Source organism: Cupriavidus basilensis (genome assembly GCF_000876015.1).
Lineage (GTDB): Bacteria > Pseudomonadota > Gammaproteobacteria > Burkholderiales > Burkholderiaceae > Cupriavidus > Cupriavidus basilensis_B.
This window is the reverse complement of the sequence record NZ_BBQM01000033.1, coordinates 89,702-102,510: the sequence shown is the minus strand read 5'-3', so window position 1 is coordinate 102,510 and position 12,809 is coordinate 89,702. Positions and strand designations below refer to the sequence as shown.

Genomic DNA, 12,809 nt, shown 5'->3' with positions numbered 1-12,809 from the left:
GGTTTCGTGGTGGGCGCGGTGGCCCCTATTTGAACGCAGTGCCGGACGGCTGAAAAGCAATCCCGGTTCCAGCAACCCAACGCACCCGCGCGGGGTCCACCACGCCCACCACGAAACCACGAGGGTGCTATGTCGTGGTGGCTCGCGCCGGTAACGGCAGATGGCCGAATCAGCAGTGCGCCCGCCATCATAGGTCTGACCCCGCAACCCATACCGCCAGCCAGATCGTGGCCGCTCGCACCGGTAATGGCAGGATGCCAGCAGAACCACAGGCCCCACCACGAAACCACCAACAACAAGAAACCCCAACGTTTCTGCCCCTGCCGGCCAGGCAGCCCGCTTTCTTTGCCTACTTTCTTTTCGGGGAAAAGAAAGTAGGTCGCTCCGGGGGAGCGAAAGCCTTTGACTTTGAAGTTGACTTTGATTTTGACGTTCAGCCGTTGACGTTCAACCCTTGAATTCGATATTAAGTAATTGATTTAAAATAAAAAAATTTCCTCATCGAAGTCAGGCAGACCCGCAACTAAACTTCTCTCTCCATCAACACCGCATCGTCCCCATAGGCCGCCAGTTTGGCGGACAACGCCGCGCCCGCCGGCGCAATCTGCTGATAGCCCAGCCGGCCCCACCAGCCGGCCGCCGACTGCACCGCGACCAGCCGCGACGAGCACAACCCGGCGTCGAGCGCCGCCGCCCGCGCTGCCTGCCAGAGCCGCAAGGCCAGGCCTTGCCCCTGCCCGGCGGGCGCCACCGCCATGTCGTGCACGAACCAGGTGAGTTCGCCGCCGTCCCAGTGCCTGGCCAGCAGGCCGTCGAACGGTGGCAGGCTGTCCTGCGGCCACATGTGGGTGAACAGGTAGGCGGCCAGTGCCTCGGGCCGGCCCGCCGGCGCGGCGACCCAGCAGGTGGCGGGCGAGAGCGCCAGCCGGCTGGCCAGCGCCGCGCCGGATTCGTGCAGCGTGCCGCGGTAGCACTGCGCCTGGATGCCGAGCACGGCGGGCAGGTCGGCGGGCGTCATCGGACGGAGGATGGATTCGCGCATGGATTGGCTCATGGCCGGCGATTATAGACGGCGCCCCGGCGCGGGTTTGCGGGGTGCAGCGCATCGGCCCGGCGGCCCGCACAGGGTTGTCCCGGCTATGGTTAACGTGGTCTGTGCGGCTCTGGCCATTGTTCGTAGAATGAACCGCACAATCAGAACAAAGACTGCCTCGCTCATCCCCTTTTCAGCCGACCCATATGTCACCGGCAACGCCCGTGGCTCGGAGGAATTGATGTCCGAAGTGCGCATGTTTTCGCGGCTTTGGCGAGGTAAGGCGAAGTTGCTTCACCCCGCGGCAGAGCCGTCCCGTTGGTTGCCACCGCCGCGCGCCGGTCGTCGGCCCGGCTCGTTGCCTGCCCCGCGCCGTCTTGCGGCGCGCGCCGTGGCGCTTTGCCTCGGCGGCGTGCTGTCCGCCGCCGGCGGGGCCTGCCTGGCCCGGCCCGCGGCGCCATCTTCTGCTTCGGCCACGACCTCGGCCGCCACTCCGGCCAGCTACGCCCGTCCGATCTCGTTTCCCGCGCGCCCGGTGCGCCTGATCGTGCCGTTCCCGGCCGGCGGCGTGCCGGACGCGGTGGCGCGCATGCTGGCCGAGCGGCTGGCGGCGCGCTTGGGCGTGTTGGTGGATGTGGACAACCGGCCCGGCGCGGGCGGCACCACGGCCGGCGACGTGGTGGCCAAGGCCAGCTCGGACGGCCATACGCTGCTGTTCCACCAGGCCACCATGCTGATCCAGCCCGGCCTGGAGCCGGTGCCCTACGACGTGGTGCGCGACTTCACGCCGGTGGCGCGGGTCGCCACCATGCCGCTGTTCCTGGTGATCGACGCGCGCCTGCCGATGCGCACGCCGCAGCAGTGGCTGACCGCGGTCAAGGCCAGCCCGGCTTCGTACAGCTATGGCTCCGGGCAGGCCGGCAGCCCTTCGCACCTGTATGCGGAATACGCGGTGCACGGCGTGCCCAATGGCGTGCCGCTGGTGACGGCCAAGGGGGAGGGCGCGGTGGTGCAGGAGATGCTCGCGGGCCGCATCAGTGCCTGTTTCTGCTCTTATGCCGCGGTGCAGGGCCATGTCCGCAACGGCAACCTGCGGCTGCTGGGCGTGACCGGCACGGCGCGCTCGCCGCTCGCGCCGGCGGTGCCCACGCTGCAGGAGTCGGGGCTGGACGGCTACGGCGCGGGCGCCTGGTTCGGCGTGATCGCGCCGGCCAAGACGCCGCACGCGATCATCGCGCGGCTGGCCGGCGAGCTCGATGCCGTCATGGGCGAGCGCGAGGTGCGCGACCGCCTGCTGGCGGCGGGGCTGACGCCGCTGCGCGACTCGCCGGAAGCGTTCGCCACCGCGATCCGCTCCGAGTCGATCCAGTGGCAGGTGATCCTGCGGCAGGCGGGCGGGCCGACGGAGCCATAGCCGGATCTGAAATATGTGTTTCGAACGGCACGCCAGCCGCAAAAAGTGATGAAACAATTATTTGCAGCCGATGGATGTGGATTGCGCCACACTGCTCCGGGCATGGCTAGGTACTAGCCCTTATAATGGCGGACTGCCAAAACGGTGCAAACGTGACGGAATCCGCCTCAAACCTCGTCGAGCTCAACGCTGTCGACTTCGCCTACACGGCGGGCGGCAAGCCTATCCTGTCGGGCCTCAGCATGCGTTTCCCGCGCGGCAAGGTGGTCGCCGTCATGGGCGGCTCGGGCTGCGGCAAGACTACCGTGATGCGCCTGATCGGCGGCCAGGTCCGGCCGCAACAGGGCGAAATCCTGTTCAACGGCGCCAACATCCCCGCGCTGGACCGCGACGGCCTGTACGCCGTGCGGCGCCAGATGGGCATGCTGTTCCAGTTCGGCGCACTGTTCACCGATCTCTCGGTGTTCGACAACGTTGCCTTCCCCTTGCGCGAACATACCGACCTGCCCGAGTCGATGATCCGCGACCTGGTGCTGATGAAGCTCAACGCGGTCGGCCTGCGCGGCGCGCGCGACCTGATGCCCTCGGAGATCTCCGGCGGCATGGCGCGCCGGGTGGCGCTGGCCCGCGCGATCGCGCTGGACCCGGCGCTGCTGATGTACGACGAGCCGTTCGCCGGGCTGGACCCGATCTCGCTGGGCCTGACCGCGCGCCTGATCCGCAGCCTCAACGAGGCGCTCGGCGCCACCACCATCATCGTCTCGCACGACGTCAACGAGACCTTCCAGATCGCCGACTACGTCTATTTCATCGCCGACGGCCGCATCGTCGCCGAGGGCGAGCCCGAGGCGCTGCGCGCCTCGGCCGACCCCTTCGTGCACCAGTTCGTCCATGCCGAGGCCGACGGCCCGGTGCCGTTCCACTATCCTGGGCCGTCGCTGGCCGACGACTTCACCGGCGAGGCCGCCCGATGATGGGATTCTTCACCAATATCGGTGCCGCGGTGCGGCGCTCCGTGAACGGGCTGGGCCACGCCACGCGCATGTTCTTTACGGTGCTGGCGATGTCGCCGGCGCTGCTGCGGCGCTTCCGGCTGGTGAGCGACCAGATCTTCTTCGTCGGCAACCTGTCGCTGGTGATCATCGCCGTATCGGGGCTGTTCGTCGGCTTCGTGCTCGGTTTGCAGGGCTATTACACGCTCAACCGCTACGGCTCGGAGCAGGCGCTCGGCCTGCTGGTGGCGCTGTCGCTGGTGCGCGAGCTGGGGCCGGTCGTGACCGCGCTGCTGTTCGCCGGGCGCGCCGGCACCTCGCTGACCGCCGAAATCGGCTTGATGAAGGCCGGCGAACAACTCACCGCAATGGAGATGATGGCGGTGAACCCGCTGCAGCGCGTGATCGCGCCGCGCTTCTGGGCGGGCGTGGTGGCCATGCCGGTGCTGGCCGCGATCTTCAGCGCGGTCGGCATCCTCGGCGGCTACGTGGTCGGCGTGCAGATGATCGGCGTGGACGCGGGCGCGTTCTGGTCGCAGATGCAGGGCGGCGTAGACGTGCGCGCCGACGTGCTCAACGGTGTCATCAAGAGCTTTATCTTCGGCGTCGCGGTGACGTTCATCGCCCTGTACCAGGGTTATGAGGCCAAGCCCACGCCCGAAGGCGTATCGCGCGCCACCACGCGGACCGTGGTGATCGCCTCGCTGGCGGTGCTGGCGCTGGATTTCCTGCTGACGGCGCTGATGTTCAGCTGAGCCGGCAGGGCCGTTGTCCCCATCCGGCCCGTTGCCGCGGTGCAGTATTTGAAAAAGAGACGAGAGATGAAAAGAAATACCCTCGATTTCTGGGTTGGCCTGTTCGTGGTGGCGGGCTTCGTCGCGCTGCTGTTCCTGGCCCTGAAGGCCGGCAACATGAGTTCGCTGTCGTTCCAGCAGACCTATGCCGTGCAGGCGCGCTTCGACAACATCGGCGGCCTCAAGCCGCGCGCGCCGGTCAAGAGCGCCGGGGTGGTGGTGGGCCGCGTGGCGGACATCCGCTTCGACGACAAGACCTACCAGGCCACCGTGTCGCTGAACCTGGAGACGCGCTACCAGTTTCCCAAGGACACCTCGGCCAAGATCCTCACCTCGGGCCTGCTCGGCGAGCAGTACATCGGCCTCGAGGCGGGCGGCGACACCGCCATGCTGGCCGACGGCGGGCGCATCACCATGACGCAGTCGGCCGTGGTGCTGGAAAACCTGATCGGGCAGTTCCTCTATAACAAAGCCGCGGACGCGGGTGCCGGCGGCAACAACGCGGGCGGGAGCGCGGCCAGCGCCCCCGCAGGGGGAGTGAAATGATGCGCAAACGGGTCGCCGCGTCATGGCGCGGGGGGCAGAAGTGGCTGGCGGCGGCCGCGGCCGCCTTGTTGATGGCGGGTTGCGCGACGGGGCCCACGGCGAATCCGCAGGACCCGATCGAGCCGTTCAACCGGCAGGTCCAGCGCGTCAACGACGGCGTCGACAAGGTCGTGCTCAAGCCGGTCGCGCAGCTCTATACCGACTACGTGCCCTCGCCGATCCGCACCGCGATCGACAACGCGTTCTCCAACGTCAGCGATGTCTACTCGGCCATCAACAACCTGCTGCAGGGCAAGCCCACGCGCGCGGCGGAAGACACCATGCGCGTGGCGATCAACAGCGTGCTGGGCATCGGCGGCCTGATCGACATCGCCACCCCGGCCGGGCTGCCCAAGTACAAGGAAGACTTCGGCCAGACCCTCGGCGTGTGGGGCGTGCCGGCCGGCCCGTACCTGGTGCTGCCGCTGTTCGGGCCGAGCACGGTGCGCGATACCGCCGGCATGCTGGTGGACCGCCAGATGGACCCGCTGGCGTACGTGGACCCGATCTGGGTCCGCAATACGCTGACCGGGGTGCGCGTCGTCAGCACGCGTGCCTCGCTGCTGAGCGCGTCCAACCTGATCGAGGAAGCCGCGCTGGACAAATACAGCTTCCTGCGCGACGCCTACCTGCAGCGCCGCCAGTACCAGATCTATGATGGCAATCCGCCGCAGAGCGAGGACGACGGCGAGCCGTCCGCGCCGCCGGCCGATGCCCAGCAGGAAAACCAGGCGCTGCCCACGCCGCCGGTGCAGATGCCGCCCGGCATCCGTTTTCCGCGCTGAGCGCGCCCGCCGCGCCGCGCCATGCGTGACGCGGTTGTGAGCGTTGCAACAAAACGTATGGATGTGGCGCCGGAAGCCTTGGCGCCGCGAACTCCCCGGGTGCGCCCGACTCCAACCGGGCGTGACCACCAACCGGCCGGAGGCCGGGATACGCGAGGACGCCGCGCCGCGGCATACCCTGCGTCAGATTGACAAGGAAGAAGATGATGATGAAGCGACTGTTGCTGCCTTTTCTTGCCGTGGCTGCCTTTGCCGGCGCCGCCCATGCCCAGGCGCAGGATGCCAGCACGCCCGATGGCCTGGTCAAGGCCGTGGTCGGCGACGTGATGGCCACCGTGCGGGCCGACAAGGACATGCAGGCCGGCAATATCGGCAAGATCTCGGCGCTGGTCGAGCAGAAGATCCTGCCCAACGCGGACTTCCAGCGCACCACCCAGATCGCGATGGGCCGCAACTGGTCCAAGGCCTCGCCGGAACAGCAGAAGCAGATCACCGACGAATTCAAGACCCTGCTGATCCGCACCTATTCGGGCGCGATCGCGCAGATCCGCGACCAGCAGGTGCAGTTCCGCCCGTACCGCGGCGCGCCGGACGACACCGACGCCACCATCCGCACCCAGGTCATCAACAAGGGCGACCCGATCCAGCTGGACTACCGCCTCGAGAAGACCCCGCAGGGCTGGAAGGTCTATGACATCAACGTGCTGGGCGCCTGGCTGACCGAGGCGTACAAGGGCAGCTTCAACACCATCGTCGGCCAGCAGGGCGTGGAAGGCGTGGTCAAGACGCTGCAGGACCGCAACCGCCAGCTCGCCAACGCCAAGAACTGAGGCATGCCGCGCCGGCTGCGGCGCAGCATGCGCGGCCGAAGTGTTCTACAATGGGCGCACCCGGCCTGACTGGCGGGTGCGCCGTTCAGTTCCTGAAGTCCCTTATCCGCAAAGCCCTGGCTCCCTTCGATGCTCTCGCTCGACACTTCGCTGACCAACCGCAACGCCGCCGCCGTGCTGCGTGACGGGCTGGCTCGCCTGGCCCAGGGCGAAGACCGGGTGGACTGCAGCGCGCTGGCCCAGGTGGATTCCGCCGCGGTCGCCGTGCTGCTGGCCTGGCAGCGCGATGCCGCCGGCCGCGGGCAGGTCCTGTCCTTCGTCGGCGTGCCGGCGCAACTGGCCCAGCTGGCCACGCTGTACGGCGTCGACTCCCTGCTGCAACTGGCGCCCGCCGCGGACGCCGGCGCGCCGTCCGACGCTTCTCACCGGGCCTCCCACCGACATTGAACCGGCATCCGTGGCAGGCCGCCGTGCTGGCGCCTGCTACCGCGATGCCCGGGCGATGGCACGCGCCACGCCTCGCGCACACAGCGGGACTGCTCCCGCATCCCCTATAATTCCGGGTTGTTCGACCGTTCCGGCACAAAAAGGCACGGACCAGACGCAAGACCCGGTCGAAGCACCCAAGGCGGTCCCCGCCATTTCAAGGAGGCCGGCGCGCGAGCCCGCAGCCCGCAGCGCCTGCCAAACAGTATCCGGCCATGAAAGCCATCGAACTCACCGATGTTCGCAAGCGCTACCGCAACCTGCAGGCGCTCAAGGGCGTCAGCTTCACCGTCGAGCGCGGCGAATTCTTCGGCCTGCTCGGCCCCAACGGTGCCGGCAAGACCACGCTGATCTCCATTCTCGCGGGCCTGAACCGCGCCGATTCCGGCAGCGTGCGCGTGCTCGGCCACGATGTCGTGTCCGATTACCGGCTGGCGCGCCGCATGCTGGGCGTGGTGCCGCAGGAACTGGTCTTCGATCCGTTCTTCACCGTGCGCGAGACGCTGCGCCTGCAGTCGGGCTACTTCGGCCTGACCCGCAACGACGACTGGATCGACGAGATCATGGCCAACCTCGATCTCACCAACAAGGCCGACAGCAACATGCGCCAGCTCTCCGGCGGCATGAAGCGCCGCGTGCTGGTGGCGCAGGCGCTGGTGCACCGCCCGCCCGTGATCGTGCTCGACGAGCCGACCGCCGGCGTGGACGTGGAACTGCGCCAGACGCTGTGGAAGTTCATCTCGCGCCTGAACCGCGAAGGCCACACCATCATCCTCACCACGCACTACCTGGAAGAGGCCGAGGCGCTGTGCGACCGCATCGCCATGCTCAAGTTCGGCGAGGTGGTGGCGCTGGACCGCACCAGCAACCTGCTGAGCCAGTTCGCCGGCCTGCAGCTTGCGCTGACATTTTCGCGTGGTACCTTGCCGCCCGCGCTGGAGCCGCTGCGCATGCCCGCCAACCCGGGCGAGCGCGCGGTGCGCCTGCGCCTGTCCGGCTACCCGGCGGTCGAGCCGATCCTGGCCGCCTGCCGCGAAGCCGGCTGCGAGATCGAGGACATGGAAATCAACAAGGCAGACCTGGAGGACGTGTTCGTGCAGATCATGCGCCGCGAAGGCCATATGCCCGGCGCGCTGCCGGATACGGCGGTGGAGGCCGCAGCATGAAGATGCCGACCGAATTCGACCGCGCGACGGACGTCCCGGACGCTCTCAACGCGCACCTGGCGCCGATGGCGGTGGGCGGCCTGGTGGGCTTCCGCACGCTGCTCTACAAGGAAGTGCTGCGTTTCTGGAAGGTCAGCTTCCAGACCGTGGCCGCGCCCGTGCTCACGGCGATCCTCTACCTGCTGATCTTCGGCCACGTGCTCGAAGACCGTGTGAAGGTGTACGACCAGATCAGCTACACCGCCTTCCTGGTGCCCGGCCTGGTGATGATGAGCGTGCTGCAGAATGCGTTCGCCAACAGCTCGTCGTCGCTGATCCAGTCCAAGATCACCGGCAACCTGGTGTTCATCATGCTGCCGCCGCTGTCGCACTGGGAGATGTTCGGCGCCTACGTGGTGGCCTCCGTGGTGCGCGGGCTGGCCGTGGGCCTGGGCGTGCTGCTGGTGACCGCGTGGTTCGCGCACCTGCATTTCGCCTACATCGGCTGGATCCTGGCGTTCGCGCTGCTGGGCGCGGCCATCCTCGGCACGCTGGGGCTGATCGCCGGCATCTGGGCGGAGAAGTTCGACCAGCTCGCCGCGTTCCAGAATTTCCTGATCATGCCGGCCACGTTCCTGTCCGGCGTGTTCTACTCGATCCACTCGCTGCCCCCGTTCTGGCAGGCGGTGTCGCACGCCAACCCGTTCTTCTACATGATCGACGGCTTCCGCTACGGTTTCTTCGGCGTCTCCGACGTGGCGCCGGCCTACAGCCTGGCGGTGGTGGGCACGGCCTTCGTGGTGCTCGCGGCCGTCGCGCTGCGCATGCTCAAGAGCGGCTACAAGCTGCGCCACTGAACGCCGCCCGCCGACGCCAACCCGACGCCAACCCGCCGCCACCGGCCCGCACGCGAACCAACGCCAATACTCATCATGCTGCCTACACCGCAACAAGTCAGGGACTACATCGCCCAGGGCCTGCCCTGCGAACACCTCGAAGTGGAGGGCGACGGCCAGCACTTCTTCGCCACCATCGTGAGCGCCCAGTTCGACGGCAAGCGCCTGATCCAGCGCCACCAGCAGGTCTACGCCGCGCTGGGCGAGCGCATGCGCGCCGAGATCCACGCGCTGTCGATGAAGACGCTGACGCCGGCCGAATGGCAGGCGCAGGCCAGGTAAGCCACAGCAAGCCACGCCGCTCGGAACATCAAGCTGGCCGCCCGACAGGCCGGACGTGACAAACAGGGCCGCCCGGCGCGGCCCGCGGGTACCAGACACCGCGGACGGGCGCGCCGATGCGCCGGCCGCGGAATGTGACGAACGATGCCGGGCGCGCACCATGCGCACCGGCCGGAAAAGACAGAAGATGGACAAACTCGAGATCCAGGGCAATGGCCCGCTGCGCGGCGAGATCCGCGTCTCGGGCGCCAAGAATGCCGCGCTGCCGATCCTGTGCGCGGGGCTGCTGGCGGCCGATACCGTATCGCTCGACAACGTGCCCAACCTGCAGGACGTCAGCACCACGCTCAAGCTGCTGCGCCAGATGGGCATGCAGGCCGTGCAGGACGGCGCGCGCGTCACGCTCGACGGCACCGGCGTCAACCTGCCCGAGGCGCCCTACGAACTGGTGAAGACCATGCGCGCCTCGATCCTGGTGCTCGGCCCGCTGGTGGCGCGCTTCGGCGAGGCGCGCGTGTCGCTGCCCGGCGGCTGCGCCATCGGCGCGCGCCCGGTCGACCAGCATATCAAGGGCCTGCAGGCGATGGGCGCCGAGATCGCCATCGAGCACGGCTTCATCCACGCCCGCGCCAGGCGCCTGAAGGGCACGCGCGTGGTGACGGACATGATCACCGTGACCGGCACCGAGAACCTGCTGATGGCCGCCACGCTGGCCGAGGGCGAGACCGTGCTGGAGAACGCCGCGCGTGAGCCGGAAGTGACCGACCTGGCCAACCTGCTGGTCAAGATGGGCGCGCGCATCGACGGCATCGGCACCGACCGCCTGGTGGTGCAGGGCGTGGCGCGCCTGCACGGCGCCAGCCACACCGTGATCGGCGACCGCATCGAGGCCGGCACCTTCCTGTGCGCGGCCGCGGCCACGCTGGGCGACGTGGTGCTGCGCGGCATCCCGCCGGGCATCCTGGACGCGGTGCTCGACAAGCTGCGCGAGACCGGCGCGGCGATCGAGACCGGCGAGGACTGGATCCGCCTGAGCATGGCCCGCCGCCCGCAGCCGGTCGGCTTCCGCACCTCGGAATACCCCGCCTTCCCCACCGACATGCAGGCGCAGTTCATGGCGCTCGACAGCATCGCTGGCGGCGTGGCGCGCATCACCGAGACCATTTTCGAGAACCGCTTCATGCACGTGCAGGAGCTCAACCGGCTCGGCGCGGACATCGCGGTCGAAGGCAACACCGCGGTCGTGACCGGCATGCCCCGGCTGTCGGGCGCCAGGGTGATGGCCACCGACCTGCGCGCCTCGGCCAGCCTGGTGATCGCCGGCCTGGTGGCCGAGGGCGAGACCGTGATCGACCGCATCTATCACCTCGACCGCGGTTACGACCGCATGGAAGACAAGCTGTCGGCCGTCGGCGCGAAGATCCGCCGCATCGCCTGAGCGAGACGACAGCAGACAGAACAAGGACGCAGATGAGCCCCTCCCCGAACCAGTTGACGCTGGCCCTCTCCAAGGGCCGGATCTTCACCGAAACCATGCCGCTGCTCGAGGCGGCCGGCATCCACGTGACCGAGGATCCCGAAACCTCGCGCAAGCTGATCCTGCCCACCTCCGACCCGGACGTGCGCGTCATCATCGTGCGCGCCTCGGACGTGCCGACCTACGTGCAGTACGGCGCGGCCGACTTCGGCGTGGCGGGCAAGGACGTGCTGATGGAGCACGGCATGGCCGGGCTCTACGCGCCGATCGACCTGAACATCGCCCGCTGCCGCATGTCGGTGGCGACCTCGGCCGGCTTCGACTACGCCAGCGCCGTGCGCCAGGGCGCGCGCCTGGCGGTGGCCACCAAGTATGTGCAGACCGCGCGCGAGCACTTCGCCAAGAAGGGCGTGCACGTGGACCTGATCAAGCTGTATGGCTCGATGGAACTCGGGCCGCTGGTGGGGCTGGCCGACGCCATCGTCGACCTGGTCAGCACCGGCGGGACCTTGCGCGCCAACAACCTGGTCGAAGTGGAGGAGATCGCGCAGATCTCGTCGCGCCTGGTGGTCAACCAGGCTGCCCTCAAGCTCAAGCGCGAGCGGCTGGCCCCGATTCTCGAGGCGTTCGAACGCGCTTCGGCCGCGCTGGCCTGAAGCCGCGCGCGATGAAGAGGGTGCGATGGAGACGGACAAGGGCATGGACCCGGAGACTGGAGTCATGAACGAATACGCTATGGAAAATCTCGCAATCCGCCGGCTGGATTCGACCGAACCGGATTTCGCGGCCGCGCTGCGCCACGTGCTGGCCTTCGAGGCCGGCGAGGATGAGGCCATCGACCGCGCCGCGGCGCAGATCCTGGCCGACGTGAAGGCCCGCGGCGACGCCGCGGTGCTGGAATACACCGAGCGCTTCGACCGCGTGAAGGCCGGCTCGATGGCCGCGCTGGAGCTGTCGCAGGCCGAGCTCGAAGCCGCGCTCGAGGAGCTCGAGCCCAAGCGCCGCGCGGCGCTGGAGGCGGCCGCGGCGCGCGTGCGCGCCTACCATGAGAAGCAGAAGATCGAGTGCGGCAGCCACAGTTGGGAGTACACCGAGTCCGACGGCACCGTGCTGGGCCAGAAGGTGACGCCGCTGGACCGCGTCGGCATCTACGTGCCGGGCGGCAAGGCCGCCTATCCGTCCTCGGTGCTGATGAACGCGATTCCGGCGCGCGTGGCCGGCGTCAAGGAAGTCATCATGGTCGTGCCCACGCCGGGCGGCGTGCGCAACGAGCTGGTGCTGGCCGCGGCGCAGATCGCCGGCGTGGACCGGGTGTTTACCATCGGCGGCGCGCAGGCGGTGGGGGCGCTGGCCTACGGCACCGCCACGCTGCCGCAGGTCGACAAGATCGTCGGCCCCGGCAACGCCTACGTGGCCGCGGCCAAGCGCCGCGTGTTCGGCACGGTGGGCATCGACATGATCGCCGGCCCGTCCGAGATTCTCGTCATCTGCGACGGCACCACCGACCCCGACTGGGTGGCGATGGACCTGTTCTCGCAGGCCGAGCATGACGAGCTGGCGCAGTCGATCCTGCTGTGCCCGGACTCCAACTACCTCGCGGAAGTGGAGCAGAGCATACATCGCCAGATCAAGGCCATGCCGCGCCGCGACGTGATCCGCGCCTCGCTGTCCGGCCGCGGCGCGCTGGTGCGCGTGCGCGACATGGACGAGGCCTGCGAGATCGCCAACGCGATCGCGCCCGAGCACCTGGAGATTTCCGCCGAGAACCCGCGCCACTGGGCCGAGAAGATCCGCCACGCCGGCGCGATCTTCCTGGGCCGCTACACCAGCGAGTCGCTGGGCGACTACTGCGCCGGCCCCAACCACGTGCTGCCCACCTCGCGCACCGCGCGCTTCTCGTCGCCGCTGGGCGTGTACGACTTCCAGAAGCGCTCGAGCCTGATCGAGGTGAGCGAGCAGGGCGCGCAGATGCTCGGCCAGATCGCCGCCGAGCTGGCCTACGGCGAGGGCCTGCAGGCCCACGCGCGCAGCGCGGAGTACCGCCTGCGGCGCAATTGAGGCAACCACCGGTTTCACCACCACCCAGACCA

At 68.5% G+C, this 12,809-nt stretch carries 14 protein-coding genes; 13 read left to right on the top strand and 1 reads right to left on the bottom strand.

Annotated elements, in window-relative coordinates; translation table 11 throughout:
- Positions 1–523: 523 nt before the first annotated feature.
- A complete protein-coding gene (locus tag KF708C_RS32815) occupies positions 524–1,042 on the bottom strand; it encodes a GNAT family N-acetyltransferase (RefSeq protein WP_059415994.1) in 519 nt (172 codons plus the stop codon).
- Between the two features lie 232 nt (positions 1,043–1,274).
- Between KF708C_RS32815 and KF708C_RS32810 the strand changes: the two genes are divergently transcribed.
- From KF708C_RS32810 to hisD, 13 genes are all read left to right on the top strand, one after another.
- Positions 1,275–2,447 (top strand): Bug family tripartite tricarboxylate transporter substrate binding protein, encoded by a 1,173-nt coding sequence (locus tag KF708C_RS32810; protein ID WP_059415981.1) that lies wholly within the window; start codon positions 1,275–1,277, stop codon positions 2,445–2,447.
- A gap of 152 nt (positions 2,448–2,599) precedes the next feature.
- The gene (locus KF708C_RS32805; protein WP_059415979.1) at positions 2,600–3,421 is read left to right on the top strand and encodes an ABC transporter ATP-binding protein; all 822 of its coding nucleotides are present in this window, start codon (positions 2,600–2,602) and stop codon (positions 3,419–3,421) included.
- Positions 3,418–4,194 carry a lipid asymmetry maintenance ABC transporter permease subunit MlaE gene (mlaE, locus tag KF708C_RS32800; protein ID WP_020202057.1) on the top strand — a complete coding sequence of 259 codons (777 nt, stop codon included), beginning with the start codon at positions 3,418–3,420 and terminating at the stop codon, positions 4,192–4,194. The genes KF708C_RS32805 and mlaE overlap by 4 nt, the downstream gene beginning before the upstream one ends.
- Positions 4,195–4,260: 66 nt before the next feature.
- Positions 4,261–4,779 (top strand): outer membrane lipid asymmetry maintenance protein MlaD, encoded by a 519-nt coding sequence (gene mlaD / locus KF708C_RS32795; protein ID WP_020202056.1) that lies wholly within the window; start codon positions 4,261–4,263, stop codon positions 4,777–4,779.
- Positions 4,779–5,603 (top strand): MlaA family lipoprotein, encoded by an 825-nt coding sequence (locus tag KF708C_RS32790; protein ID WP_020423719.1) that lies wholly within the window; start codon positions 4,779–4,781, stop codon positions 5,601–5,603. Before mlaD ends, KF708C_RS32790 begins: the two co-directional genes overlap by 1 nt.
- Before the next feature lie 206 nt (positions 5,604–5,809).
- Positions 5,810–6,433 (top strand): MlaC/ttg2D family ABC transporter substrate-binding protein, encoded by a 624-nt coding sequence (locus tag KF708C_RS32785; protein ID WP_029043394.1) that lies wholly within the window; start codon positions 5,810–5,812, stop codon positions 6,431–6,433.
- A gap of 129 nt (positions 6,434–6,562) precedes the next feature.
- On the top strand, positions 6,563–6,880 hold the full coding sequence (locus tag KF708C_RS32780) for an STAS domain-containing protein (RefSeq protein WP_020202053.1): 318 nt from the start codon (positions 6,563–6,565) through the stop codon (positions 6,878–6,880).
- Between the two features lie 254 nt (positions 6,881–7,134).
- A complete protein-coding gene (locus KF708C_RS32775; RefSeq protein WP_020202052.1) occupies positions 7,135–8,085 on the top strand; it encodes an ABC transporter ATP-binding protein in 951 nt (316 codons plus the stop codon).
- A 65-nt stretch (positions 8,086–8,150) separates the two neighbouring features.
- The gene (locus tag KF708C_RS32770; protein ID WP_043365920.1) at positions 8,151–8,921 is read left to right on the top strand and encodes an ABC transporter permease; all 771 of its coding nucleotides are present in this window, start codon (positions 8,151–8,153) and stop codon (positions 8,919–8,921) included.
- A 75-nt stretch (positions 8,922–8,996) separates the two neighbouring features.
- Positions 8,997–9,242, top strand: a complete 246-nt coding sequence (locus tag KF708C_RS32765; protein WP_059415977.1) for a BolA family protein — start codon at positions 8,997–8,999, stop codon at positions 9,240–9,242.
- Positions 9,243–9,429: 187 nt separating this feature from the next.
- Complete coding sequence (gene murA / locus KF708C_RS32760) at positions 9,430–10,680, top strand: UDP-N-acetylglucosamine 1-carboxyvinyltransferase (RefSeq protein WP_059415975.1); 1,251 nt, start codon at positions 9,430–9,432, stop codon at positions 10,678–10,680.
- Between the two features lie 32 nt (positions 10,681–10,712).
- Positions 10,713–11,375 carry an ATP phosphoribosyltransferase gene (gene hisG / locus KF708C_RS32755; protein ID WP_029043393.1) on the top strand — a complete coding sequence of 221 codons (663 nt, stop codon included), beginning with the start codon at positions 10,713–10,715 and terminating at the stop codon, positions 11,373–11,375.
- 64 nt (positions 11,376–11,439) lie between these two features.
- Positions 11,440–12,777 (top strand): histidinol dehydrogenase, encoded by a 1,338-nt coding sequence (gene hisD, locus KF708C_RS32750; RefSeq protein ID WP_020202047.1) that lies wholly within the window; start codon positions 11,440–11,442, stop codon positions 12,775–12,777.
- Positions 12,778–12,809: the final 32 nt, after the last annotated feature.